Source organism: Streptomyces camelliae (assembly GCF_027625935.1).
GTDB classification, from domain to species: Bacteria; Actinomycetota; Actinomycetes; order Streptomycetales; family Streptomycetaceae; genus Streptomyces; species Streptomyces camelliae.
On sequence record NZ_CP115300.1, the window covers coordinates 4,635,516 to 4,661,390 of the forward strand.

The following is a 25,875-nucleotide window of genomic DNA, read 5'->3' on the forward strand; positions in this document are numbered from 1 at the left end:
CCTGCCTGATTCCCGCCCGACTTGCCCCCGCAATCCGCTCAACCTTGTTACCCTTGGCCATAACCCGATCGCTGGTGCATCCCCCGTCGCCAGCGGTCGGGCCTTTTTGGCGCTCACAGGGTCTCAGGGGTTCTCACTTCTCAGGGCTTCTCACTGAGATCGTCGGCCGAGGACACAGAACTCGTTGCCTTCAGGGTCTGCCATGACCACCCACGACTGGTCCCCCTGACCGACATCGACACGCTGTGCGCCGAGCGCCTCAAGGCGAGCCACCTCGGCGTCCTGATCATCCGGCACGAAGTCGAGATGCAGACGGCTCTTGGCCTTCTTGGGCTCGTCGAGGAGGACGAACTCCAGCCCTGGCAGGCGATCCGGCTCCGGGCGTATCGCGAACTCCACATCGGAGGTGTGGACCACAACCCAGCCGAGAGCCTCGGCCCACCACTGCCCCAGGGCCGCCGGATCCGCCGAGTGAACAATTACATGCTGCCATTTCAAGGTCATCAGCCGAACCTAGGGTCACCGGGGCTTCGAGAACAGGCGGCGGTTGATGTCAGCCGTAGAGCCGCTCTACAGCACCCGTCCTACTCCTCCGGGTCCCACGCGCGGAGCAGGTCGAACAAACCGGCGTCTCCCTCGATCTGCAGGGAGTCCGCCGGGATACGGTCGTACACGAAGAGGACCAGCTCACTGGCCGTGCCGCGAACGGAGACGCCGGCCGCGTCCGGGCCCTCGTCGGCAGCGGCGACAGGCGGCGTGCCGGGCGCGGGGATACGGGTGCAGCGTGCGCCGTCGCCGTCGACCGTGAGGCGCCAGGAGTGGCCCTCGGTGGCGTGGAAGTCGAAGGCAGTGGGCTTGTGCGGCCAGGCACTCGTCGTGGCGACGCAGGTGGACAGGAACTCCTCGACACCGTCGAGTGCCACCTCGTCCGGCAGCGGCTCCGGGGCACCCACAGTGACCTGGGCGTCGTAGGTGTGCACCGCGATCTGCTGGAGCTGGTGCCGGGCGACGGCGCCACAGGTCTGCGGCGACTGGGACGCACCCCACCACGTCCAGCAACCGCGATCCGGGCCGGCCTCCCGCAATGCGTCCAGCAGTTGCTCGGTGGACTCCGCCAACCAGGCCGCCAGGGCCTCGCGCTCCCGAGGCGCAGCCGGGGCGCCCTCTGGTACGGACTTGGCCGGAGCAGGCCCTGCGGCGACGGTGGCGGCCCAGGCACGGCGCCCCTCGCCGATGTGCTGCGCCAGATCGAACAGCGTCCACTCCGGGCAGGTCGGCACCTGCACGTCGAGGCTGGGCGCGGAGGCGACCGCGGCGCGGAAGGCGCTCGACCGTTCGTCGATCAGTCGCAACAGAACGGGGAACGCAAGTGTCGTTGTCACATGGACTCTCTATCACCGTGTTCCGACAATCGGACAGTGATTTTCACAGCCGAGGCGACGAGCGCGCGGCACGGGCCGGGCACCCTCAGATGACGCCGTGTCCACGTTCTGAAACGATCAGTGAGTCACGCAACGCCGCACCGGCAAGGCCTCATCAGCCGCTCTTACCGTGCCCGAATTGAGGCTTCCGATCGACTCGCGGGTCTGGCTCCGACAGGAACCACAACTGTCCTTGCTGACAGGGCTTACTCAGCGGGCGACGCGGTGCGCCGCACGATCTGGCCGATGTCTGCGCCGCTCGCCCAACTCGAAACGCCACCCGGGGAAGGCCGTTTGGTACGGCGACACCGCCACAGCCACCGCCGCCACCGCACAGGGCGCCCCAACCTACGTCACCCCTTCTCAGTGCAAGCAGGGCGGCGAAACGGCCGATCTGGCGGACAACACCCGCAAGGGCGGTACGTACGACGGGCAGAAGATCGACTAAATCTCACAAGGCGCCCCGCAGCCACGCGCCGCGGGGCGCTCCCGCGCGAGCGTAGCCGGGAGGGTCGCAGGGACTGTGCCGACCCGTCGGGCACGCTCCCAAGGGCCGTACGTGAGTGACCTGACCTGCTGGCTGATCATGAAGCCCTGCTCCGGATAGATCAGCAGTCGCTGTAGCGCCCACAGGCGGTGCTCCCCCTGCCGGAGTTCTGCGCCCGCGCCCTGGAAGAGCGCCGGGAACTGCAGGAGCTGGAACGGAAGATCGCCGGTGAGCACTGGTCGCAGGAGCCGGACCATGACCTGATCTTCTCCTCGGAGCACGGCGTCCTGATCGATCCGGTCGGCTTCTCCCGGACCTTCGATCGGCTCGTGAAGCGCGCCGGCGTCCGCCGCATCACGGTCCGGCTCGCCCGGCACACCTGCGGCCCCCTGCTCGCCTGCCTGAAGGTGCATCCCAAGGTCGCTCAGGCGATCCTCCGGCACAGCCGGATCAGCATGACCATGGACGTCTACACGCACGTGGTCGGCGACAGTGAGCGGGAAGCAGTCTCGATGCTCGCCGAACTCCTCGAAGACCCGCTCATCGGCTAATCGCCATTGTTGGTGTCAACCACTGGTATCAAAAGACCCCCGGACCAATGATCCGGGGGTCTTTTCGCTGGTGGGGCTAACAGGATTTGAACCTGTGGCCTCATCCTTATCAGGGATGCGCTCTAACCAACTGAGCTATAGCCCCGCCGCGCTTTGCGGTGTGTGTCCCGCGCGCTGACTCCTGAAGATTAGCGCACGACCACGTCAGACCCAAAATCGGTTGTCGGGGGCCCGTCACTCGTCCTCGGCGAGGGTCAGCTCGATGCCGCCCACGAAGCCCGCTGAGAGGTTGTAGATGAACGCGCCGAGCGTCGCGAGCGCCGTGGCCAGGACCACATCGATGACCGCGATGATCGTCGTGAACGTCAGGACGTGAGGGAGGGACAGGAACGACTGCAGGTCGAAGCCGTTCGCCTCGTTCGACCCGGTCGCCTCCGAGATCGTGCCGCCCACCGTCGAGAACACGCCCATCGCGTCCAGGACCATCCACAGCACCGCCGAGGCGACGACCGTGCAGATGCCGAGCGCGATCGAGAGCAGGAAGCTGACCTTCATCACCGACCACGGATCGGCCTTGGCCACCCGCAGCCGCGCCTTACGGGTCCGCGGCGTCGTCCGCACCCCCGTGCGCGGCCGGCGTACGGCACCCTCGGGCGCCTGCGCCGGATAGGCCTGCGGCGGGTGGTACGGCCCGGCGGGCTGCTCGGGGCGCCGTTCACCGGGCAGCGGCGAGGACGCCTGCGCCTCACCGGCCGGGGCCGGGCCTCGGGTGTCCGTCACTGTTCCCCCCTGGGATGCAGACGAACCGGCGGAGTCCTGCTCGGACACCTTCACCGGCTTGAGGTTGGTCGTGTGCGGGTCACTGGCGCCGCCCGCACGCCCCCCGTGCGCGGCGGAGCCACGGCCGCCGCCGTCCGCTTCCGTACCCGTGGAGGTACCGGCCGATCCGGCGCCCGTGGCTCCGCTCACGATGACTCTCTCCTCGTGCTACTCGGCCGAGGGCGCCTCACCCTCGTCCGTGCCGGCGGCCTGCGCCCCCTCGGCGGTCTCGTCGATGGCATCCTCGCCGTCGACCTCCTCCGCCTCGCGCCCGGCCTCGGCGTTACGTGCGATGCCGACCACGGCATCGCGCTTGCCCAGGTTGATCAGTTGGACGCCCATGGTGTCACGGCCCGTCTCCCTGACCTCGTTGACTCGCGTACGAATCACACCGCCCGAGAGCGTGATCGCGAGGATCTCATCGGTCTCCTCGACGACCAGCGCACCGACGAGCGAACCGCGGTCCTCCACGATCTTGGCGGCCTTGATACCAAGGCCACCGCGGCCCTGGACGCGGTACTCGTCGACGGCGGTCCGCTTCGCGTACCCACCGTCCGTGGCGGTGAACACGAACGTACCGGGTCGAACGACATTCATCGAGAGAAGCTCATCGCCCTCACGGAAACTCATGCCCTTGACACCGGAGGTGGCACGGCCCATCGGACGCAGCGAGTCGTCGGTGGCGGTGAACCGGATCGACTGTGCCTTCTTGCTGATCAGAAGGAGATCGTCGTCGGCCGAGACCAGCTCCGCACCGATCAGCTCGTCGTCCGAACCGTCCTCGCGCTCCCGCAGGTTGATCGCGATCACGCCGCCGGAGCGAGGCGAATCGTAATCCTTCAGAGGCGTCTTCTTGACCAAGCCGGACTTGGTGGCGAGCACCAGGTACGGCGCCGCCTCGTAGTCCCGGATGGCGAGGATCTCGGCGATCGCCTCGTCCGGCTGGAAGGCGAGCAGGTTCGCCACGTGCTGGCCGCGCGCGTCCCGGCCGGCCTCGGGCAGTTCGTACGCCTTCGCCCGGTACACCCGGCCCTTGTTGGTGAAGAACAGCAGCCAGTGGTGCGTGGTGGAGACGAAGAAGTGGTCGACGATGTCGTCTTCCTTCAGCTTCGTGCCGCGCACGCCCTTGCCGCCGCGCTTCTGCGCCCGGTAGTCGTCCGTCTTCGTCCGCTTGACGTAGCCGCCGCGCGAGACGGTGACGACGATGTCCTCCTCGGCGATCAGGTCCTCGATGGACATGTCACCGTCGTAGGGCACCAGCATGGTCTTGCGGTCGTCGCCGTACTTCTCGACGATCGCGGCCAGTTCCTCGCTGACGATCCCGCGCTGACGGACCGGCGAGGCCAGGATCTGGTTGTACTCGTTGATCTTCGCCTGGAGTTCGTCGTGCTCCTGGACGATCTTCTGCCGCTCCAGGGCCGCCAGGCGCCGCAGCTGCATCTCCAGGATCGCGTTCGCCTGGATCTCGTCGATCTCCAGCAGGCCCATCAGGCCCGTGCGCGCGATCTCGACGGTCTCACTGCGCCGGATCAGCGCGATGACCTCGTCGATGGCGTCCAGGGCCTTCAGCAGACCGCGCAGGATGTGCGCCCGCTCCTCGGCCTTGCGCAGCCGGAAGCGCGTCCGGCGGACGATGACCTCGATCTGGTGCGTCACCCAATGCCGGATGAACGCGTCCAGGGAGAGGGTGCGCGGCACGCCGTCGACCAGCGCCAGCATGTTCGCGCCGAAGTTCGTCTGCAGGTCGGTGTGCTTGTACAGGTTGTTCAGCACGACCTTGGCGACCGCGTCCCGCTTCAGGACGATGACGAGGCGCTGGCCGGTACGGGACGACGTCTCGTCACGGACGTCCGCGATGCCGCCGATCTTGCCGTCCTTGACCAGGTCGGCAATCTTCTGCGCAAGGTTGTCCGGGTTGACCTGGTACGGCAGTTCGGTGACCACCAGGCACTGGCGGTTCTGGATCTCCTCGACCTCGACCACCGCGCGCATCGTGATCGAGCCGCGCCCGGTGCGGTACGCCTCCTCGATGCCCTTGCGGCCCACCACCAGGGCGCCGGTCGGGAAGTCCGGGCCCTTGATGCGCTCGATCAGCGCGTCCAGCAGCTCCTCGTGCGAGGCCTCGGGGTTCTCCAGGTACCACTGGGCGCCGGCCGCGACCTCGCGCAGGTTGTGCGGCGGGATGTTGGTCGCCATGCCGACCGCGATACCGGCGGAACCGTTGATCAGCAGGTTCGGGAAGCGGGAGGGCAGGACGGTCGGCTCCTGGGAGCGGCCGTCGTAGTTGTCCGTGAAGTCGACGGTCTCCTCGTCGATGTCGCGGACCATCTCCATCGACAGCGGCGCCATCTTGCACTCGGTGTAGCGCATGGCGGCCGCCGGGTCGTTGCCCGGAGAGCCGAAGTTGCCGTTGGAGTCCACCAGCGGCATCCGCATCGACCACGGCTGCGCGAGGCGCACCAGCGCGTCGTAGATCGAACTGTCGCCGTGCGGGTGGTAGTTGCCCATGACGTCACCGACGACACGGGCGCACTTGTAGAAACCGCGCTCGGGGCGGTAGCCGCCGTCGTACATCGCGTACAGCACGCGCCGGTGGACGGGCTTGAGACCGTCGCGGACGTCGGGCAGCGCGCGGGACACGATGACGGACATCGCGTAGTCCAGGTACGAGCGCTGCATCTCCGTCTCAAGCCCGACGGGCTCGATGCGCATCGCGAGTTCGCCGCCCTCTTCGGGCGTCGCGGGAGTGTTCTCGTCGGCCATTGCTGGTGAAGATCCTTCCTGGTGCGGTCAGCTGAGACCGACTCAGATGTCGAGGAAGCGGACGTCCTTGGCGTTGCGCTGGATGAACTGGCGGCGGGCCTCGACGTCCTCACCCATCAGGACCGAGAACAGATCGTCGGCCTGGGCGGCGTCGTCGAGGGTGACCTGGCCGAGAACCCGGTGCTCCTGGTCCATCGTGGTCACCCGCAGCTCCTCGGCGTTCATCTCGCCGAGACCCTTGAAGCGCTGGATCGAGTCCTCGCGGACCCGCTTGCCGCGCTGACGGCCCATCTCCAGCAGCGCGTCCCGCTCACGGTCGGAGTACGCGTACTCGACGTCGTCCCGGCCCCACTTGATCTTGTACAGCGGGGGGCGGGACAGGAACACGTGCCCGGCCTCGACCAGCGGCCGCATGAAGCGGAACAGGAAGGTCAGCAGCAGGGTGTTGATGTGCTGGCCGTCGACGTCGGCGTCCGCCATCAGGATGATCTTGTGGTAGCGGAGCTTCTCGATGTCGAAGTCCTCGTGCACACCCGTGCCGAAGGCCGAGATCAGCGCCTGGATCTCCTGGTTCTGCAGGATCTTGTCGATCCTGGCCTTCTCCACGTTGAGGATCTTGCCGCGGATCGGGAGGATCGCCTGGTACTGCGGGTTCCGGCCGGACTTGGCCGAGCCGCCGGCGGAGTCACCCTCGACGATGAAGATCTCGCACTTGGTGGGGTCGTTCGACTGGCAGTCGGACAGCTTGCCCGGCAGCGACGCCGACTCCAGCAGGCCCTTGCGCCGGGTCAGGTCCCGCGCCTTGCGGGCCGCCACGCGCGCGGTGGCCGCCTGGATGCCCTTGCGGACGATGTCCGCCGCCTCGACCGGGTTGCGGTCCAGCCAGTCGTTCAGGTGCTCGTAGACCGCCTTCTGCACGAAGGTCTTGGCCTCCGTGTTGCCCAGCTTGGTCTTCGTCTGGCCCTCGAACTGCGGCTCGCTCAGCTTCACCGAGATGATCGCCGTCAGACCCTCGCGGATGTCGTCACCCGTGAGGTTGTCGTCCTTCTCGCGCAGCAGCTTCTTGTCCCGCGCGTACTTGTTGATCAGCGACGTCAGCGCGGCCCGGAAGCCCTCTTCGTGCGTACCGCCCTCGTGGGTGTGGATGATGTTCGCGAACGAGTACACACCCTCGCTGTAGCCGCTGTTCCACTGCATCGCGACCTCAAGGGACAGGCTCTTGTCCTTGTCCTCCGCCTCCAGGTCGATGACGGTGTTGTGCACCGCCTCTCCCTTGCGGGAGTTGAGGTACTTCACGAAGTCGACGATGCCGCCCTCGTAGTGGTACGTGACCGACTTGACCTCGGCCTTCTCGTCGGCGCCCGCCTCGTCCGCCCCGCTGGTGGCCTTCGCCGACTCACGCTCGTCGGTGAGCTTGATCGTCAGGCCCTTGTTGAGGAACGCCATCTCCTGGAAACGCCGGGACAGCGTCTCGAAGGAGTACTCGGTGGTCTCGAAGATGTCGGGATCGGCCCAGAAGGTGACCGAGGTGCCGGTCTCGGCCGTCTCCTCGTGCCGGTCGAGCGGGGCCGTCGGGACGCCGAGCTTGTAGTCCTGCGTCCAGCGGTGACCGTCGGTCCTGATCTCGACGGCGACCTTCGTGGACAGGGCGTTCACGACGGAGACACCGACACCGTGCAGACCGCCGGAGACCGCGTAACCGCCGCCGCCGAACTTGCCGCCCGCGTGCAGCACGGTCAGCACGACCTCCACGGCCGGCTTGCCCTCGGACGGCACGATGCCCACCGGGATGCCACGGCCGTTGTCGACCACGCGGACCCCGCCGTCGGCGAGGATCGTCACGTCGATGGTGTCCGCGTAACCGGCCAGCGCCTCGTCGACCGAGTTGTCGACGACCTCGTACACCAGGTGGTGCAGACCGCGCTCACCGGTGGAGCCGATGTACATACCGGGTCGCTTGCGGACCGCGTCCAGCCCTTCGAGCACGGTGATGGCGCTGGCGTCGTACGACCCCGAGGCGGTGGCCTCGGCGTTCACGCCGGCGTCGGTGGACGGGATGTTCTCGTTGGGGTTGCCGGAATCGGCCACGAAGCGCCCTTTCTGGCACAGCACGAGCCGGGCTCCTGGGGGTACCCCCCTGTGGGGGAGGGTTGCCGGAGCGGCTGCGGCATGTTGCGTTGGTAAGCCTTGATCAGCGTTGCTCAGCTTTTCCCGGGCGGTCCCCACGTTGGGGCGGGATTGGCTTCCAGTCTACCGGTAGCGCTGACATCGATGGGGGTTTGCCGGTACCTGAGTCCCCATGTGCCGCCCTCAACCGGTCTCGGCCGGGTCCCGATATACGGAAGGGGGCTCCAAGCGGCTCACAGCGGCACTCAGCGCTTCGGGCCGTCAACCCTTGGCTACTCACGGGTTGATGCGGGTCGGATGCGCGTCGAACCGCCCGGCACACGCGCGCGTGACGGCACGACGGCACCGCCACAGGGCCCGCCGACGTGAGGTACGTCACCCGTACGTATCGCCGGGCCCGGTGCTCCCCGGAGCCCGCAGCGGCCCGTAGCGGCGGGCCGGACCACCCGGATTGAGCACTTTGATCATCCGCACGGTGCCGTGCCCCAGATCCTCGTTCAGCCGGGCGACCAGCGCGGGCGCGAGATGACGCAGCTGGGTCGCCCAGGCCGTGGAGTCGCACGCCACGATCAGCACGCGCTCGTCCTCGTCGTAGCGCTGCGGCACACAGTGCTTGGCCAGGTCCTCACCGACGATCTGCGGCCAGCGGCCCATCACCCCGCCCACCGCCGCCGGCGTCTCCCAGCCCCGCTCGGTCAGCAGCCGGTTGATCGCGGCCCCCAGCGCCATCGGGTCCCGGCCGTCGGCGCGCGCACCCGAGCGCAGCCCGCCGCGCCGGGCCTGCTTCTTCTGCCGCACCGCGTCCCCACGCGCGCGTGCCTGCTCCTTCGCCGCACGCAACGCCACGCGCGCGAGGTCGACACCGGAGGGCTCGTCCTTCTTCGCGCCCTCGGGGGTGGGTCCGTCGCTGCCGCCGGTGCTCATACGCGCTCCACCGTCCCACCGGACACCGCGTACCGGACGCCGGTCAGCACCTCCGGTACGTCGTCGTCCACCGCCGCCGTGACCAGCACCTGCTCGCCGGGCGCGACCAGCTCGGCCAGCCGCTCCCGGCGGCGCGCGTCCAGCTCGGCGAAGACGTCGTCCAGCACCAGCACCGGCTCGTTGCCCTCGGCCCGCAGCAGGTCGTAGGAGGCCAGCCGCAGCGCCAGGGCGTACGACCAGGACTCACCGTGCGAGGCGTACCCCTTGGCAGGCAGCTGACCGAGCCTGAGGACGAGATCGTCCCGATGCGGCCCCACCAGGGTCACCCCGCGCTCGATCTCCTGCTTGCGGGCGTCCGCCAGCGCCGCCATCAGCTGGGCGTAGAGCTCCTCGCGCGCGTGCGCGTCACCGGGCGCGGACGGCTTGTAGTCGAGGGTGATCGGACCACCCCCGGGGGCCAGCTGCTCGTACGCCTTGTCCGCGAGCGGCTCCAGCGCCGCGACGAGATCGAGCCGCTGGGCCAGCAACTCGGCACCCGCGCGCGCGAGATGCTGATCCCACACATCGAGGGTGGACAGGTCCATGGACCGCCCGCCGTGCCGCCGGGCCAGCGCAGCGGTCTTCAGCAGCGTGTTGCGCTGCTTGAGCACCCGCTCGTAGTCGGACCGCACACCCGCCATCCTCGGCGACCGCGCGGTGATCAGCTCGTCGAGAAACCGCCGCCGCTCACCCGGATCCCCCTTCACCAGGGCGAGATCCTCGGGCGCGAACAGGACCGTACGGACGATGCCGAGGATGTCACGGGGTCTGACCTGCGAGGACCGGTTGATCCGGGCACGGTTGGCCTTGCCGGGGTTCAGCTCCAGCTCGATCAGCTGCTGCCGCTCGCCCTGCCGGACCTGCGCCCGGATGACGGCCCGCTCGGCACCCATGCGGACGAGGGGCGCATCGGAGGCGACCCGGTGACTGCCCAGGGTCGCGAGATACCCGACCGCCTCCACCAGATTGGTCTTGCCCTGCCCGTTGGGACCGACGAAGGCGGTGACGCCCGGGTCGAGCGGAACCTCGGCCCGGGCGTACGAGCGGAAGTCGGCCAGCGAAAGATGCGTGACGTGCATGGTCGTTTCGCCGGCTCCCTGTGTCTCTCCGGCCTGCCGAAGGCCTACTTCTTCTCTACGGCGTGCCCGCCGAACTGGTTGCGCAGCGCGGCGATCATCTTCATCTGCGGCGAGTCCTCCTGGCGGGAGGCGAACCGCGCGAACAGCGACGCGGTGATCGCGGGCAGCGGCACCGCGTTGTCGATCGCGGCCTCCACAGTCCAGCGTCCCTCACCGGAGTCCTGTGCATAACCGCGCAGGCCCTCCAGGTGCTCGTCCTCGTCGAGCGCGTTGACGGCGAGGTCGAGCAGCCAGGACCGGATCACGGTGCCCTCCTGCCAGGAGCGGAAGACCTCACGGACGTCCGTGACGGAGTCGACCTTCTCCAGCAGCTCCCAGCCCTCGGCGTAGGCCTGCATCATCGCGTACTCGATGCCGTTGTGGACCATCTTCGCGAAATGGCCCGCGCCGACCTTGCCGGCGTGCACCGACCCGAAGTCGCCCTCGGGCTTGAGCGCGTCGAAGACCGGCTGCACCCTGGCGACGTGCTCGGCGTCACCGCCGTACATCAGCGCGTAGCCGTTCTCCAGGCCCCAGACGCCGCCGGAGACACCGCAGTCGACGAAGCCTATGCCCTTGGCCGCCAGCTCCTCGGCGTGCTTCTCGTCGTCGGTCCAGCGGGAGTTGCCGCCGTCCACGACCACGTCGCCCGGCTCCAGCAGCTCGGCGAGCTGGTCGATGGTCGACTGGGTGGGCTCGCCGGCCGGGACCATCACCCAGACCACGCGCGGCCCGCTGAGCTTGCCCACAAGCTCTTCCAGGCTGTGGACATCCGCGAGGTCCGCGTTGCGGTCGTATCCGATGACGGTGTGGCCCGCGCGGCGGATCCGCTCGCGCATGTTGCCGCCCATCTTGCCGAGGCCGACGAGACCGAGCTCCATCAGTTGGTTCCTTAGGTTGCTGTGTGGCATGAGGGGCACCTGCGTACCCGGTCCGAGCCTAGCCCCGACCCGTCCTGCACAGCTGTGGGCATACGCGCTCATACGTATGGCCTGACCTGCGGAATCGCCACCGACCGGCTGATGCTGACGCCGGTGCCGGGCACCCACAGGGGCACCCGGCACTGTGGACGACGGTCAGCCGCTCAGCCGGACCGGCATGATCAGGTACTTGTACGCGTCGTCGGCCTCGGCATCCACCGCCGGCTTCCCGCTGAGCAGCGCAGGCTTCGTGGACGTCGTGAACGACAGCTGGGCCACCGGGGAGTCGATCGCGCTCAGGCCGTCCAGCAGGAACGTCGGGTTGAAGGCGATCGAGATGTCGTCGCCGTCCAGCTGCGCGTCGACCCTTTCCACAGCCTGTGCGTCGTCGCTGGAGCCGGCCTCCAGGATCAGCACGCCCTTCTCGAAGCTCAGCCGCACCGGGGTGTTGCGCTCGGCGACCAGCGCCACACGCTTCACGGCCTCCACGAAGGGGGCCGTCTCGATCACGGCGACGGAGTTGAACTCGGTCGGGAACAGCGTGCGGTACTTCGGCAGGTCGCCTTCGAGCAGACGCGTGGTCGTACGACGCCCGGCGCCCTCGAAACCGATCAGGCCCTCGCCCGCGCCCGAACCGGACAGCGCCAGCGTGACGCTGTCACCGGCACCGAGCGACTTGGCGGTGTCCAGGAGCGTCTTGGCCGGGACCAGGGCGACCGCGGAGGCGTCCGGGTTCTCCGGCTTCCACAGGAACTCGCGGACCGCGAAGCGGTAGCGGTCGGTGGAGGCCAGGGTGACCGTCTCGCCCTCGATCTCGATGCGCACACCGGTGAGCACGGGCAGCGTGTCGTCACGGCCGGCGGCGATGGCCACCTGGGACACGGCGGCCGCGAAGACCTCGCCGGGGACGGTGCCGGTGGCGTTCGGCATCTGCGGCAGCGCCGGGTACTCCTCCACCGGCAGGGTGTGCAGGGTGAACCGCGAGGATCCACAGACCACGGTCGCCCGTACACCGTCTGTGGAAATCTCCACCGGCCGGTTGGGCAGGGCGCGGGAGATGTCGGCGAGCAGCCGGCCGGAGACGAGGACGGTGCCCTCCTCCTCGACCTCGGCCTCCACGGACACCCGGGCCGAGACCTCGTAGTCGAAGCTCGACAGGCTCAGCTGGCCGTCCTCGGCCTTGAGGAGGAGGCCGGCGAGGACAGGCGCCGGCGGACGGGCCGGGAGGCTGCGTGCCGCCCACGCCACTGCCTCCGCGAGTACGTCGCGTTCCACCCGGATCTTCACCGTAAGCCGCCTCCTGCTGCTGTTGCTTCTGAGTCCTCCGACTCGGTGTCACCGCCCACTGCTCAGGGAAGGACACCGGGGACCAGTCTGACGCACCGCACTGACAGTAGGTGCCCGTCGGGGTCAAGTCGGTCCGGGCGGCAGCCGAGGGCGAGACAGCGAGTTGTGCACAGCCCCCGCTTCAAAGCGATTGCCGAGCTCTCTCTAGTTGGGAGTAGTAGTAGGGCCTGTGGATACCGTGGATAACCACGTTTGCCCAGCTCAGCGCAGGAATTTTGTCCACTGGGCCTGTGGGTGGAGCCGGTGGACAACCGGGCTGGTCTGTGGAGAACAGAAAGTTCTGCACACCTCGCCCACAGCAGGAGGGCAGTTCTCCCCAGCTGTGTCCCCAGGTTTACCCACGTTTCCCACACCCCAAGCCGGCACCTTCGTGTGACGCCTTTCACTCGACGCGGTGATCGGGTGCGTCGGGTTGCCGAACAGTGGACAGCCATGTGGAGAAGCCGGGGATCACTGGGGACAACCGCCGCCGACCTGTGGGTCGTCGGTGGAAAACTCCCTGCACAGCCTGTGGATCTTCCCTCCGTCCACAGCCTGTGGAGATCCTTCGTCCACGATTCCACAGGCACCTGAGCTGGGCGAATCCTCCATGAACAGGTTCCCTGTGGACACCGTTCGGGACAACTTCACAGTCCCCAGCATGTGGACGGAAGAAAGTCACCGAATCTGTGGAGAGTGGCCGTAACCAGGCAGGAATTCGAACAGCTGGTGGCAGGTGAGTGACCGGTGTAGCTGCGGGCAGTCGTGCCGCTGGGGCCGGCATGCCAGGGGGGCCGGCATGCCAGGGGGGCCGGCATGCCAGGGGGGCCGGCATGCCAGAGGGCGCCCCCGGGATGCGGATCCCGAAGGCGCCCTCAGCGTCGGCCTAGGCCCGGCGCAGCCGCCGTCACGCGTTCTTGATGCGGTTCGTCAGCTCGGTGACCTGGTTGTAGATCGACCGCCGCTCGGCCATCAGCGCACGGATCTTGCGGTCGGCGTGCATGACGGTCGTATGGTCCCGCCCCCCGAACTGAGCCCCGATCTTCGGCAGCGACAGATCCGTCAGCTCCCGGCACAGATACATGGCGATCTGCCGCGCGGTGACCAGCGCGCGCCCGCGCGAGGTGCCGCACAGGTCGTCCACGGTCAGCCCGAAGTAGTCCGCGGTCGCCGCCATGATCGCCGTGGCCGTGATCTCCGGGGCGGAGTCCTCGCCGCCCGGGATCAGGTCCTTCAGGACGATCTCGGTCAGGCCCAGGTCCACCGGCTGCCGGTTGAGCGAGGCGAACGCCGTCACCCGGATCAGCGCGCCCTCCAGCTCGCGGATGTTCCGCGAGATCCGCGAGGCGATGAACTCCAGCACCTCCGGCGGGGCGTTGAGCTGCTCCTGCACCGCCTTCTTGCGCAGGATCGCGATGCGCGTCTCCAGCTCCGGCGGCTGGACGTCGGTGATCAGACCCCACTCGAAACGGTTCCGCAGCCGGTCCTCCAGCGTGACCAACTGCTTGGGCGGCCGGTCGGAGGACAGCACGATCTGCTTGTTGGCGTTGTGGAGCGTGTTGAAGGTGTGGAAGAACTCCTCCTGCGTCGACTCCTTGTCCGCGAGGAACTGGATGTCGTCGACGAGCAGGATGTCCATCTCGCGGTAGCGCTTGCGGAAGCTGTCGCCCTTGCCGTCGCGGATGGAGTTGATGAACTCGTTGGTGAACTCCTCCGAGCTCACGTACCGCACGCGCGTGCCGGGGTAGAGGCTGCGCGCGTAGTGCCCGATCGCGTGCAGCAGATGCGTCTTGCCGAGCCCCGACTCCCCGTAGATGAACAGGGGGTTGTACGCCTTCGCCGGCGCCTCGGCGACGGCCACCGCGGCCGCGTGCGCGAACCGGTTGGAGGCGCCGATGACGAACGTGTCGAAGAGGTACTTCGGGTTCAGCCGTGCCGTCGGCTCACCCGTCCCGCCCGCCGGCGCCGGCTGCGCGGCCGATGCACCGGGCGCGGACACGTCCGGCCGGCCGGGACCACCGCGGTGCGCCGGGCCGCCGCCCGCGGGCTGCTCGGGCAGCTCCCGTCGGACAGGGTCGCGCTGGTCGTACTCGGTCCGGGACGGGTCGTACCCGGAACGGCCGGAGGCGTAGTCCCCGCGGGGGCCCTCGTAGTCGCCGCGCTGCTGCTCGTACGACGGCCGGTCCATACCCTGCGCGCGGTAGTCCTGGGACGGCGAGCCGTAGGAGTCGGGTCCGGGGCCGTAGGCGTCCTGGGACGACGGCGAGGCGTACGGGTCGCGCTCGGGGAAGCCGAGCCGCGGCTGCTGCCAGCTGTACTCGTCCTGCGCGGGCCGCGGCCAGGTACCCGGTTCGCGGCGCTGGTACTCGGAAGGGTAGGCCGGGCGGACGACGGGGAGCTGATCGGCGCGGGACTGCGGCCCGTCGGCCGGCGGCTGTTCGGCGCCGCGGTGGCGGCCATACCCCTCGTACGGCTGCTCCTCGTACGCCCGCTCCTCGTACGAGCGTTCCTCGTACGACGGGCCGGACGGCAGCTCGGGCTCCTCGTAGCGCGGCCTGGGCGGCTGCTGCACCGGCGCGGGGGCCGGCGGCTCGCCCGCGGAGTCGTCCACGGTGATCGCGATGCGGATGGGCCTGCCGCACTCGCGGCTCAGCGTCTCGCTGACGATCGGCGCGAGACGGCCCTCCAGTACGTTCTTCGCAAATTCGTTCGGCACGGCGAGCAGAGCAGTGTCCGCGACCAGCGCGAGCGGCTGGCAGCGCCGGATCCAGTGCTCGTCCTTCGCCTCGACACCCTGTCCGCGGCCCTCGCCGAGGAGCTGCTCCAGTACTCGCGGCCACACTGCGGCAAGATCGGCAGGTACGTCAGCCACAGGGCACGCTCTCTCACAGGTCCCACGAACGTGTGACGCGGGACGGGTCGGGGGGTACTTCGGGTGTTCGGAACGAATGGGAGTTCAGCCACGGTAGTCAGCGCGGCGGGTACGGTTCAAGTTGTTGTCCCCAGCCTGTGGATAGTGTCTCTCCGTGACCCTCGGTTTGACCGGATGGCGCAGCCCCGCGTACCGTAACCAGGTCGAGTTGTCGATGGCTGCTGCCGCCTGCCTCCGATGGGCACAGATCACTCCAGGTGATCGGGAAGCGGTGCACTCGGGCGTGACGCGAGCTACTCGTGGGCGCACGGTGACAGCCAGGACGGCACCCGCCACCACCGATTTGATTTCTGGAGCCCCCGAGTGAGCAAGCGCACCTTCCAGCCGAACAACCGTCGTCGCGCGAAGACCCACGGCTTCCGGCTGCGTATGCGCACCCGTGCCGGCCGCGCGATTCTCGCGTCCCGCCGTAGCAAGGGTCGCGCCCGCCTGTCCGCCTGATCCCGGTCAGGTCATGACGTCGTGCTGCCCACCGAGAACCGGCTGAGGCGGCGCGAGGACTTCGCGACCGCGGTACGGCGAGGACGCCGGGCAGGCCGCCCGACTCTCGTCGTCCACCTTCGTAGCGGTGCCACGGACCCGCACGCGCCTGGGGAGAGCGCTCCCCCGACGCGTGCGGGTTTCGTCGTGAGCAAGGCTGTGGGTGGTGCGGTCGTGCGCAACACAGTGAAGCGCAGACTGCGTCATCTGATGCGTGACCGAGTCGCCCTTTTTCCCCCCGGTAGCCTGGTAGTCGTACGAGCGCTGCCCGGATCGGGCGACGCAGACCATGCACAGCTGGCCCGAGACCTGGATGCCGCCCTGGAGCGGCTGCTGGGAGGGGGCGCGCGATGAAGTACCCGCTGCTGGCTCTGATCAAGCTGTACCAGTGGACGATCAGTCCATTGCTGGGGCCGGTGTGCAAGTACTACCCGTCGTGCTCCCACTACGGCTACACGGCCATCGACCGGCACGGTGCGATCAAGGGAACGGCACTCACCGCCTGGCGCATCCTCCGGTGCAATCCGTGGTCGCTGGGCGGTGTGGACCATGTTCCGCCGCGCAAGCGTCCACGGTGGCACGAAATGCTGCGCAGCGCTTGGAGCGCACGCAAGGGCGGGCCCTCCGCCGCCGAACCGGCCACCGAAGCGAGGCCCGGAAGTTCTTCTTCCGAGCTTCCTCCGAGCCCGGCCGCAGAGACCTCGTCCCATGCCCAAGGAGCATGATTAGTGGACACGATTGCCAGCCTCTTCAGCTTCATCACAACACCCGTTTCATGGGTCATCGTCCAGTTCCACAAGATGTACGGCGCGATCTTCGGCGCCGACACCGGGTGGGCCTGGGGCCTGTCCATCGTGTCCCTGGTGATCCTGATCCGCATCTGCCTGATCCCGCTCTTCGTGAAGCAGATCAAGTCGACGCGCGCGATGCAGACGCTCCAGCCGGAGATGAAGAAGATCCAGGAGCGCTACAAGAACGACAAGCAGCGTCAGTCCGAAGAGATGATGAAGCTGTACAAGGAGACGGGCACCAACCCGCTCTCCTCGTGCCTTCCCATCCTGGCGCAGTCCCCGTTCTTCTTCGCCCTGTACCACGTGCTCAACGGCATCGCGACGGGCAAGACGATCGGCGTCATCAACGAGCCGCTGCTCGCCAGCGCCCGTAAGGCGCACATCTTCGGTGCCCCGCTCGCCGCGAAGTTCATGGACAGCTCGGACAAGGTCTCGGCGCTGGGCGCCACGCTGACGGACGTCCGGGTCGTGACGGCGATCATGATCGTCCTGATGTCGTTCTCGCAGTTCTACACGCAGCGCCAGCTGATGACGAAGAACGTCGACACCACGGTGAAGACGCCGTTCATGCAGCAGCAGAAGATGCTGATGTACGTCTTCCCGGTGATGTTCGCCGTCTTCGGTATCAACTTCCCGGTCGGTGTCCTCGTCTACTGGCTGACGACGAACGTGTGGACCATGGGCCAGCAGATGTACGTCATCCGCAACAACCCGACCCCGGGTTCCAAGGCTCAGGCCGCCTACCTGGAGCGCCTGACCAAGCACGTCACGCACGCCGGCAAGGTCAGCCGCCGCAGCGAGAAGACCATCGTCAAGGCGATCGTCGCCAAGGGCCGCGACCGCAACGAGTTCGAGCGCAAGTTCATCAACTCGCTGAACAAGGCCGGTCTGGCCGCCCAGGCCGACGGAAACGTGGTCAAGAGCACAACCCAGGCCGCGGCGCAGACCGAGGACGGCGCCGCCGTCACCGCGACCGGCACCGCGACTGCTGCCAAGCGCCAGCAGCCCAAGCGCCAGTCCAAGGCCCAGCGTCAGTCCGGCGGGGCCAAGCCGGCCGGTGAGTCCCCCGCGCCGGAGTCGTCCGACGAGCCGCAGGACGCCAAGCCCTCCGCTGCCCAGCAGCCCTCGAAGCCCGGCTCCGGCACCCGTAGCAGGGCCCAGTCCGGCCAGCGCAAGGGTGGCCCGCAGCGGCCCAAGTCCCCGTCCAAGAAGTAAGAAGGAGCCCATCCCGTGACGGAAGGCACCACCTCCGCCGCTGCCGAGGGTGCAGACACCCTCACCCGCCTGGAGCAGGAGGGTGAGATCGCGGCGGACTACCTGGAGGGTCTGCTCGACATCGCCGACCTCGACGGCGACATCGACATGGACGTCGAGGCCGACCGCGCCTCCGTGTCGATCATCAGCGACACCGGCAGCCGCGACCTGCAGAAGCTGGTCGGCCGGGACGGCGAGGTGCTGGAGGCACTGCAGGAGCTGACGCGCCTGGCCGTGCACCGGGAGACCGGCGACCGCAGCCGGCTCATGCTGGACATCGCGGGATACCGGGCCAAGAAGCGGTCCGAGCTGTCCGAGCTGGGCGCCAAGGCCGCCGCCGAGGTGAAGAGCACCGGCGAGGCCGTCAAGCTCAAGCCGATGACCCCGTTCGAGCGCAAGGTCGTGCATGACGCGGTCAAGGCCGCGGGACTGCGCAGCGAGTCCGAGGGCGAGGAGCCGCAGCGGTTCGTCGTCGTGCTGCCCGCCTGATCGGTCCCCACGTTTCACCGGCCCCGTCTGCCCGCAGGCGGGGCCGAACTTTGTCAGCCTGGTAGTTGTGGTGGCCGGTGCGTGAAGTGCCGGCGCTGTACGGAAGGACGGTCCCCGTGACGGAGGCAGCGGAGCTTCCCCCCGCGCCCGAAGAGGCGCGGGAAGTATTTGGTGATCGCTTCGCCGATGCGGTCCGCTACGCGGAGCTGCTCGCCGAGGCGGGCGTGCAGCGCGGTCTGATCGGCCCGCGTGAAGTGCCCCGCCTGTGGGAGCGGCACATCCTCAACTGCGCGGTGCTCTCGGAGGCTGTTCCCGAGGGCGTGACGGTCTGTGACGTCGGCTCGGGTGCCGGACTGCCGGGCATTCCGCTGGCCCTGGTCCGCGAGGACTTGAACATCACCCTGCTGGAGCCCCTGCTGCGGCGTACCAACTTCCTCACCGAAGTCGTCGAGCTCCTCGGCCTGGACCATGTCACGGTCGTGCGAGGCCGCGCCGAGGAGGTCCTGGGCACGCTGCCGCCGGTCCATGTGGTGACCGCCAGGGCCGTGGCCCCGCTGGACCGTCTGGCCGCCTGGGGCATTCCGCTGCTGCGGCCCTACGGCGAGATGCTCGCCCTCAAGGGAGACACCGCGGAGGAGGAACTGAAGGCCGCGGCCACGGCTCTCAGTAAGCTCGGCGCGGTGGAGACGTCCATCCTGCAGGTGGGCGAGGGCATCGTGGAGCCGCTGTCGACCGTGGTCCGGGTCGAGGTGGGCGAGAGCCCGGGTGGTGTGCGGTTCGCGGCGAAGCGGGCGAAGGCGGCGCGGACGGGCCGGGCGCGCCGACGTCGCTGATCCGTCCTGACGAGAAGACGTACTCCACACAAGCTGCCAAACGTACGCAGGACGGAGTGTCGCAGAGGTCCGGTCGCAGTGGCTGTGCATCGTGTTTCACGTGAAACGTCGCTCACTGCTGCACGGCATTATCAGTCGTGGCCGCGCTGCGGCCGAACCTCGCGACCGCAAGCCCCTGGGTTCCCTGGGAGGGGATCCCGCCTCCCGGGGCACTCCGTCCCTCTCCCGGGGCACGGAGTTGTCCACAGAGGTGGATTTCTCCACAGAAGACCAGACCTCACTGGTTCACGACCCCGAAGACATGGGAGGCTCTGTTCATTGCGAGCCTGAAGTCGAGGAGAGTGAATCCTTGCGGTCCGACGCCAACATCGCGGGACCGATGACCGATCCGGTCCCCGGTCCCCGTACCGAGTCGATGGGGGCGGATGTTTCACGTGAAACACCGCCTCCGATGGACGACACTCCGATCGGTCGTGCGGCCCAACTGGCGGTAGAGGCTCTGGGCCGCGCCGGCGAAGGTCTGCCGCGACCGGAGCAGACGCGAGTCATCGTGGTCGCCAACCAGAAGGGCGGCGTGGGCAAGACGACGACGACCGTCAACCTTGCCGCTTCGCTGGCACTGCACGGCGGGCGCGTCCTGGTGATCGACCTCGACCCCCAGGGCAACGCGTCCACCGCCCTCGGGATCGACCACCACGCCGAAGTCCCTTCCATCTACGACGTGTTGGTGGAGAGCAAGCCGCTCGCCGAGGTCGTCCAGCCCGTCCAGGACGTCGAAGGTCTCTTCTGCGCTCCCGCCACCATCGATCTCGCCGGTGCGGAGATCGAGTTGGTGTCGCTCGTGGCCCGGGAGAGCCGGCTCCAGCGGGCGATCCAAGCGTATGAGCAGCCGCTGGACTACATCCTCATCGACTGCCCTCCCTCCCTCGGCCTGTTGACCGTCAATGCACTGGTGGCGGGCCAGGAGGTCCTCATCCCGATCCAGTGCGAGTACTACGCGCTGGAGGGCCTGGGCCAGCTCCTGCGCAATGTCGACCTGGTGCGGGGGCACCTCAACCCCACGCTGCATGTGTCGACCATCCTGCTCACCATGTACGACGGCCGGACGCGTCTCGCCTCCCAGGTCGCGGAAGAGGTGCGCACCCACTTCGGCGACGAGGTGCTGCGGACGAGCATTCCCCGCTCGGTCCGCATCTCCGAGGCGCCGAGTTACGGGCAGACGGTGCTGACCTACGATCCTGGATCGAGCGGTGCCCTCTCCTATCTTGAGGCGGCCCGAGAAATCGCGCTGAAGGGTATCGGCATCAGCTACGACGCGAGCCAGGCCCATATCGGCGCCCAGAACGACCCGAGCATGGTGGAGGGGATCCAGTGAGCGAGCGACGGAGGGGGCTGGGACGTGGTCTCGGCGCACTGATCCCCGCTGCCCCGACCGAGAAGAACCCGGCGCCTGCCGCGCTGGGGGGCGGAGCCTCCGCCTCCCCGGCGGCCGTCCCGGTACTGACGACCGACCGTGGAGTGGCCGCGGCGAAGGTGGCCACGCTGCCGCCTGTCACGCAGGAAACCGTTGAGGAGCCCCCGGCCGCCCCGGCCGTGGAGACGCCGGCTCCTCCGATGGGCGCGCACTTCGCTGAGATCCCCCTCGACGCCATCTCGCCCAACCCCCGTCAGCCGCGTGATGTCTTCGACGAGGACGCGCTGCAGGAACTGGTCATCTCCATCAAGGAGGTCGGTCTCCTTCAGCCCGTCGTCGTACGGCAGCTGGGGCCCACCCGCTATGAGCTGATCATGGGCGAGCGTCGTTGGCGGGCCTGCCGTGAGGCCGGCCTGGAGGCCATCCCGGCAATCGTCCGGGCCACGGAGGACGAGAAACTCCTCCTGGACGCGCTGCTGGAGAACCTGCACCGCGCGCAGCTGAACCCACTGGAAGAGGCGGCCGCCTACGACCAGCTGCTGAAGGACTTCAACTGCACGCACGACCAGCTGGCCGACCGGATCGGGCGTTCCCGTCCTCAGGTCTCCAACACGCTGCGGCTGCTGAAGCTCTCGCCTACGGTCCAGAAGCGGGTCGCCGCCGGGGTCCTCTCTGCCGGTCACGCCCGGGCGCTGCTGTCGGTGACGGATCCTGAGGAGCAGGACCGGCTGGCGCACCGCATCGTGGCCGAGGGGCTGTCGGTGCGTGCCGTCGAGGAGATCGTGACCCTCATGGGGTCGCGGCCCCAGACGCCCCAGCGCTCCAAAGGCCCGCGTGCCGGCTCCCGGCTCTCCCCGGCGCTGAACGAACTGGCGACCCGTCTGTCGGACCGGTTCGAGACCCGGGTGAAGGTCGACCTCGGCCAGAAGAAGGGCAAGATCACCGTCGAGTTCGCCTCCGTCGACGACCTGCAGCGCATCCTGAGCACCCTCGCGCCGGGCGAGGGTCCGGTGCTCCAGCACGAGTTCCAGGACAGCGCGGCGGAGGACCAGGACGACTGATCCCGTCCGATCCTCTCGGGCGTACAGGACGCGGGCCGTGTCCGGTGTGTACCGGAACACGGCCCGCTCTTTGCTTTGAGTCTGTATCGAGTGAATCGCTTCGTGGATACGATGCGAAAAGGTATGGCGCATCCACCGGACAGCAGCTGCATCTGCGAGTGGGGAGACGGGAGCCATGCGATCGATGAGCCGCACCGGACTGGTGAGCGCGGGTCTGAGCCTCGGAGTGGTCGGCGGATTCGTCGGCAGCCTGCTCAGGGAACGAAGCGCTCTGACAGCCGCGCGCGATGCGGCAGGCGAAGGAAGCGAGGAACAGCCTTCATGGGGCGTCGGCTCGTGCCGCTCACGCTGGACAACCTTCAGGACCTTCCCCCACGCTGCCGCTCGTGTGTCTTCTGGGAGCTCGACCCCGTCAGAGGAGAAGCAGCGGTAAAGGCGGGCACCTCCGCGCTGGAGAAGGAGGCCTGGATCTCCGCGGTCCTGCTGGACTGGGGGTCGTGCGGCCGGGTGGTCTACGTCGATGACGTGCCGGTGGGGTACGTGCTCTACGCCCCTCCCGCCTATGTCCCGCGCTCGACGGCCTTTCCCACCAGCCCGGTCTCGCCGGACGCCGTTCAGCTGATGACGGCCTTCGTCATGCCCAGCCATCAGGGGCAGGGACTGGGCCGGGTGCTGGTGCAGACGGTCGCCAAGGATCTGCTGCGCCGCGGGTTCAAGGCGATCGAGGCCTTCGGCGACGCCCGCTGGAAGGAGCCCGCCTGCCTGCTGCCGGCGGACCATCTGCTGGCTGTGGGCTTCAAGACGGTACGGCAGCATCCGACGCACCCCCGGCTGCGGCTGGAGCTGCGCTCGACGCTCTCCTGGAAGGAAGACGTGGAGATGGCACTCGACCGGCTGCTGGGAGCGGTCCAGAAGGAACCGGCACTGAGGCCGCTGTAGCCGTCAGCGGTAGGACATAAGCGAATGGGCCAACCCCTGGAGGTTGGCCCATTCGTGTTTCACGTGAAACGTCACTCGGCGATGAAGTCCTCAAGGTCACGGACGATCGCGGCCTTGGGCTTGGCGCCGACGATGGTCTTGGCGACCTCACCACCCTGGTAGACGTTCAGGGTGGGGATGGACATGACGCCGTACTTCGCGGCCGTGTCCGGGTTCTCGTCGATGTTGAGCTTGACGATCTCGATCTTGTCGCCGTACTCCTGGGCGATGGCCTCCAGGGACGGGGCGATCTGACGGCACGGACCGCACCAGGCGGCCCAGAAGTCCACCAGGACGGGCTTGTCGCTCTTGAGGACGTCCTCGTCGAAGGAGGCGTCGGTTACTGCCTTGAGGGCCACAGCGGGCTCCTTACCTTGATCGTAGGGTGGGGCGTGGAAGAGAAGGTCAGACGGCGGCGGTCTTCTCGGGCTCCGCCTGTTCCTCGTCCGCGAGGGCGGACAGGAAGCGCTCGGCGTCCAGGGCGGCGGAGCAGCCGGTGCCGGACGCGGTGATCGCCTGGCGGTAGGTGTGGTCGACCACGTCACCGGCGGCGAAGACACCGGTGAGGTTGGTGCGGGTGGACGGCGAGGCCACCTTCAGGTAACCCTCCTCGTCCAGGTCCAGCTGGCCCTTGAACAGCTCGGTGCGCGGGTCGTGGCCGATCGCGATGAACAGACCCGTCACGGGCAGCTCGGACAGCTCGCCGGTCTTGACGTTGCGCAGCTTCAGACCGGAGAGCTTCTGCTCGCCCTGGATCTCGGCGACCTCGCTGTCCCAGACAAACTTGATCTTCGGGTCGTTGAAGGCACGCTCCTGCATCGCCTTGGAGGCGCGCAGCGTGTCCCGGCGGTGGACGATCGTCACGGACTTGGCGAAGCGCGAGAGGAAGGTGGCCTCCTCCATCGCGGTGTCACCGCCGCCGATCACGGCGATGTCGTGGTCCTTGAAGAAGAACCCGTCACAGGTGGCGCACCAGGAGACACCGCGACCGGAGAGGGTGTCCTCGTTCGGCAGGCCGAGCTTGCGGTGCTGGGAGCCGGTGGTGACGATGACGGCCTTCGCCTTGTGCACCGTGCCCGCGGTGTCGGTGACGGTCTTGATCTCACCGGTCAGATCGACGGAGACGACGTCGTCGGGGATGAGCTCGGCGCCGAAGCGCTCGGCCTGCGCCCGCATGTTGTCCATCAGCTCGGGGCCCATGATGCCGTCACGGAAGCCCGGGAAGTTCTCCACCTCGGTGGTGTTCATCAGCGCGCCACCGGCGGTGACGGCACCCTCGAACACCAGGGGCTTCAGCGACGCGCGCGCGGTGTAGAGCGCCGCCGTGTAGCCTGCGGGCCCGGAGCCGATGATGATCACGTTACGGACGTCGCTCACGGCTTGATTCCTCGTCTCTGGTCTGCGTCAGTCGACCGGTGGGAGTGCCTTTCGGAACTCTCACCCCACCCAACGGATCCTACGGGGCGCGCATTCCCGGTGTGTCCGGGCACACGCATACCGGGTAGGGGTGATGGACAGACCGCTCCGGCGGACTCAGCGCCGGGCGAAAGAGTGCTTCAGAAGCACAGTCCCGGCCGTGCCGGACTGTTGCCGGATGCAGGCCGCGTCGACGACGTAGGCCGTGACGCGTGTGCTGTCGTCCGGGTCCGGCAGGACGACCAGGTAAGCGCTCTTTCCGCCGTAGTTGCCTGCCTTCGCCGCCAGAGCCTGATCGCTCCGGGGGATCGCCAGCCGGACACAGTCCGGAACGGAGACCTCCGTCTGAAGCAGGGTGTTCGCGCTCTCGGTGCCCATAGGAGTGCTCCGGTCGCTGGTGATCCCGGACCGCGGGTGCTGACTGTTGTAGCCCGGCTGCGATGCCTTCTTCGCAGCGAGCAGATCGTGCACCTGGTGCTGGACGCTGGCGCCGGAGAACGCGCTGATGGACGGGCTCGGCGTGCTGTGAGCCGTTGTGGTGGAGCTGCCGCCGGTGAGCGTCTGGATCACCAGAGAGCCGGCTCCCAGGACGGCGGCGGTGAGCACCGTTCCCAGGACGACGTTCCTGCGGCGCCGACCGCGTCCGTTCTTCTTCCGGCCGGGGCCGGTCGTCGCCTGCGGGCGGCCGGCGGGGCGATCGGTGGGATGGTCGGCGGGGCGATCGGCGGAGGTCGATGTTTCACGTGAAACGTGCCCCTCGGCGGCGAGGGCGGCATCGATACGGGCGGCCACGTCGGCCGGCATGGGTTCCGCTTCCGGCACGGAGCCCAGCAGCCCGCGGGTCTCCTCCAGGGCGGCACGGACGTCCGCACATGGCTCGCACGTCTCCAGGTGGCGGCGTATGTCCGTGCTGCGGTCCGGGGGGAGAAGGCCTTCGGTGAGGTCGGAGATCTCCTCGACGTCCGGGTGCCCGGCCGTGTCGGTCGTGGAAGTCACGCTCGCCCACCTCCGCCCTTCACTACGGCTGAATCGCTCGGTCCCGTGTCCGTGGGGCTCTGCTGCGGAGTCCCCGTTGCCGGTGGGACGGCTGTCCCCTCCACCCGGTTCCGTCCCGGCCCGGGTTCCTTTTCGCCTGCGCCGACGCCCCCGCTGCCTTCGGGCCGTAGATGGGTGAGCAGCGGCAGGAGTCTCGCTCTGCCCCGGGCGCACCGGCTCTTCACCGTCCCCGTGGGCACATCGAGGATCCGGGCGGCCTCGGCCACGGGATACCCCTGCATGTCCACCAGGACCAGAGCGGCCCGCTGCTCCTGCGGCAGCGTGCCGAGTGCCTTGAGCAGCTGGCGGTGCACATCGTTGCGCTCGGCCGGCGCCGAGGCCGACTCGTGCGGCTCCAGCAGCTGCTCCAGCCGCTCCGTGTCGTCGACCGGCGAGGTCTTCCGAGAGGCCACCTTGCGGGCCCGGTCCAGGCAGGCGTTCACCGTGATCCGGTGCAGCCACGTCGTGACCGCCGACTGCCCACGGAAGGTGTGGGCGGCCCGGTACGCCGACACCAGGGCGTCCTGAACCGCGTCCGCGGCCTCCTCACGGTCGCCCAGCGTCCGCAGAGCGACCGCCCAGAGCCGATCCCGATGCCGTCGCACTATCTCGCCGAAGGCGTCGGGGTCGCCCTCCACGTGGCGGGTGAGCAGCTCCTTGTCGCTCACCCCGTCGTATCCGGCGCCCTCCGCCATCT

The 25,875-nt window shown here is 68.4% G+C and carries 23 protein-coding genes, 1 tRNA gene and 1 pseudogene; 10 read left to right on the top strand and 15 right to left on the bottom strand.

Going from position 1 to position 25,875, the window contains the following annotated elements:
* Nucleotides 1–150 precede the first annotated feature (150 nt).
* Nucleotides 151–504 carry a VOC family protein gene (locus O1G22_RS21050; RefSeq protein WP_270082764.1) on the bottom strand — a complete coding sequence of 118 codons (354 nt, stop codon included), beginning with the start codon at nt 502–504 and terminating at the stop codon, nt 151–153.
* 80 nt (nt 505–584) lie between these two features.
* A complete protein-coding gene (locus tag O1G22_RS21055) occupies nt 585–1,382 on the bottom strand; it encodes a maleylpyruvate isomerase family mycothiol-dependent enzyme (RefSeq protein WP_270082765.1) in 798 nt (265 codons plus the stop codon).
* A 669-nt stretch (nt 1,383–2,051) separates the two neighbouring features.
* Between O1G22_RS21055 and O1G22_RS21060 the strand changes: the two are divergent.
* Nucleotides 2,052–2,459, top strand: a pseudogene (locus O1G22_RS21060) (tyrosine-type recombinase/integrase); the annotation flags it as partial.
* Nucleotides 2,460–2,527: 68 nt separating this feature from the next.
* Here O1G22_RS21060 and O1G22_RS21065 read toward each other — a convergent pair.
* The 9 genes from O1G22_RS21065 to dnaA all read right to left on the bottom strand — a co-directional run bounded on the left by O1G22_RS21065 (nt 2,528) and on the right by dnaA (nt 15,367).
* A tRNA-Ile gene (locus O1G22_RS21065) sits at nt 2,528–2,604 on the bottom strand.
* Between the two features lie 89 nt (nt 2,605–2,693).
* Nucleotides 2,694–3,428 carry a DUF3566 domain-containing protein gene (locus O1G22_RS21070; RefSeq protein WP_225100353.1) on the bottom strand — a complete coding sequence of 245 codons (735 nt, stop codon included), beginning with the start codon at nt 3,426–3,428 and terminating at the stop codon, nt 2,694–2,696.
* A gap of 18 nt (nt 3,429–3,446) precedes the next feature.
* Nucleotides 3,447–6,041 (bottom strand): DNA gyrase subunit A, encoded by a 2,595-nt coding sequence (gene gyrA / locus O1G22_RS21075; RefSeq protein ID WP_270082767.1) that lies wholly within the window; start codon nt 6,039–6,041, stop codon nt 3,447–3,449.
* Between the two features lie 42 nt (nt 6,042–6,083).
* Nucleotides 6,084–8,153 (bottom strand): DNA topoisomerase (ATP-hydrolyzing) subunit B, encoded by a 2,070-nt coding sequence (gene gyrB / locus O1G22_RS21080; RefSeq protein ID WP_270082768.1) that lies wholly within the window; start codon nt 8,151–8,153, stop codon nt 6,084–6,086.
* A 390-nt stretch (nt 8,154–8,543) separates the two neighbouring features.
* Nucleotides 8,544–9,092: a DciA family protein gene (locus tag O1G22_RS21085; protein ID WP_270082769.1), complete on the bottom strand. Its 549-nt coding sequence runs from the start codon at nt 9,090–9,092 to the stop codon at nt 8,544–8,546.
* Nucleotides 9,089–10,210 carry a DNA replication/repair protein RecF gene (gene recF / locus O1G22_RS21090; protein ID WP_270082770.1) on the bottom strand — a complete coding sequence of 374 codons (1,122 nt, stop codon included), beginning with the start codon at nt 10,208–10,210 and terminating at the stop codon, nt 9,089–9,091. Before recF ends, O1G22_RS21085 begins: the two co-directional genes overlap by 4 nt.
* Nucleotides 10,211–10,254: 44 nt before the next feature.
* Nucleotides 10,255–11,130 (bottom strand): phosphogluconate dehydrogenase (NAD(+)-dependent, decarboxylating), encoded by an 876-nt coding sequence (gene gnd / locus O1G22_RS21095; protein ID WP_225100358.1) that lies wholly within the window; start codon nt 11,128–11,130, stop codon nt 10,255–10,257.
* 195 nt (nt 11,131–11,325) lie between these two features.
* Entirely contained in the window at nt 11,326–12,456 is a 1,131-nt protein-coding gene (gene dnaN, locus O1G22_RS21100) for a DNA polymerase III subunit beta (protein ID WP_225100360.1), read from the bottom strand.
* Between the two features lie 946 nt (nt 12,457–13,402).
* Nucleotides 13,403–15,367, bottom strand: coding sequence for a chromosomal replication initiator protein DnaA (dnaA, locus tag O1G22_RS21105; protein WP_270082771.1), 1,965 nt, complete (start codon nt 15,365–15,367; stop codon nt 13,403–13,405).
* A gap of 363 nt (nt 15,368–15,730) precedes the next feature.
* Between dnaA and rpmH the strand changes: the two genes are divergently transcribed.
* From rpmH to O1G22_RS21150, 9 genes are all read left to right on the top strand, one after another.
* Nucleotides 15,731–15,868, top strand: a complete 138-nt coding sequence (rpmH, locus tag O1G22_RS21110) for a 50S ribosomal protein L34 (protein WP_003956500.1) — start codon at nt 15,731–15,733, stop codon at nt 15,866–15,868.
* A gap of 21 nt (nt 15,869–15,889) precedes the next feature.
* Nucleotides 15,890–16,261 carry a ribonuclease P protein component gene (rnpA, locus tag O1G22_RS21115; protein ID WP_225100362.1) on the top strand — a complete coding sequence of 124 codons (372 nt, stop codon included), beginning with the start codon at nt 15,890–15,892 and terminating at the stop codon, nt 16,259–16,261.
* Nucleotides 16,258–16,632, top strand: coding sequence for a membrane protein insertion efficiency factor YidD (gene yidD, locus O1G22_RS21120; RefSeq protein WP_225100364.1), 375 nt, complete (start codon nt 16,258–16,260; stop codon nt 16,630–16,632). Before rnpA ends, yidD begins: the two co-directional genes overlap by 4 nt.
* A gap of 3 nt (nt 16,633–16,635) precedes the next feature.
* Nucleotides 16,636–17,913, top strand: a complete 1,278-nt coding sequence (gene yidC, locus O1G22_RS21125; RefSeq protein ID WP_270082772.1) for a membrane protein insertase YidC — start codon at nt 16,636–16,638, stop codon at nt 17,911–17,913.
* A 15-nt stretch (nt 17,914–17,928) separates the two neighbouring features.
* Nucleotides 17,929–18,441 (top strand): Jag family protein, encoded by a 513-nt coding sequence (locus tag O1G22_RS21130; protein WP_270082773.1) that lies wholly within the window; start codon nt 17,929–17,931, stop codon nt 18,439–18,441.
* Between the two features lie 116 nt (nt 18,442–18,557).
* Nucleotides 18,558–19,274, top strand: coding sequence for a 16S rRNA (guanine(527)-N(7))-methyltransferase RsmG (gene rsmG / locus O1G22_RS21135; protein WP_270082774.1), 717 nt, complete (start codon nt 18,558–18,560; stop codon nt 19,272–19,274).
* Nucleotides 19,275–19,575: 301 nt separating this feature from the next.
* Complete coding sequence (locus O1G22_RS21140) at nt 19,576–20,649, top strand: ParA family protein (RefSeq protein WP_270086482.1); 1,074 nt, start codon at nt 19,576–19,578, stop codon at nt 20,647–20,649.
* Nucleotides 20,646–21,749, top strand: a complete 1,104-nt coding sequence (locus O1G22_RS21145) for a ParB/RepB/Spo0J family partition protein (protein ID WP_270082775.1) — start codon at nt 20,646–20,648, stop codon at nt 21,747–21,749. Before O1G22_RS21140 ends, O1G22_RS21145 begins: the two co-directional genes overlap by 4 nt.
* Before the next feature lie 321 nt (nt 21,750–22,070).
* Nucleotides 22,071–22,688: a GNAT family N-acetyltransferase gene (locus O1G22_RS21150; RefSeq protein WP_270082776.1), complete on the top strand. Its 618-nt coding sequence runs from the start codon at nt 22,071–22,073 to the stop codon at nt 22,686–22,688.
* 71 nt (nt 22,689–22,759) lie between these two features.
* Here O1G22_RS21150 and trxA read toward each other — a convergent pair whose 3' ends face one another.
* The 4 genes from trxA to sigM form a co-directional block, all read right to left on the bottom strand.
* Nucleotides 22,760–23,086, bottom strand: a complete 327-nt coding sequence (gene trxA / locus O1G22_RS21155) for a thioredoxin (RefSeq protein ID WP_225100372.1) — start codon at nt 23,084–23,086, stop codon at nt 22,760–22,762.
* A 46-nt stretch (nt 23,087–23,132) separates the two neighbouring features.
* The gene (gene trxB / locus O1G22_RS21160) at nt 23,133–24,104 is read right to left on the bottom strand and encodes a thioredoxin-disulfide reductase (RefSeq protein ID WP_270082777.1); all 972 of its coding nucleotides are present in this window, start codon (nt 24,102–24,104) and stop codon (nt 23,133–23,135) included.
* Nucleotides 24,105–24,260: 156 nt separating this feature from the next.
* Nucleotides 24,261–25,139 carry an anti-sigma factor family protein gene (locus O1G22_RS21165; RefSeq protein ID WP_270082778.1) on the bottom strand — a complete coding sequence of 293 codons (879 nt, stop codon included), beginning with the start codon at nt 25,137–25,139 and terminating at the stop codon, nt 24,261–24,263.
* Nucleotides 25,136–25,873: an RNA polymerase sigma factor SigM gene (gene sigM, locus O1G22_RS21170; RefSeq protein WP_270082779.1), complete on the bottom strand. Its 738-nt coding sequence runs from the start codon at nt 25,871–25,873 to the stop codon at nt 25,136–25,138. Before sigM ends, O1G22_RS21165 begins: the two co-directional genes overlap by 4 nt.
* Nucleotides 25,874–25,875 lie beyond the last annotated feature (2 nt).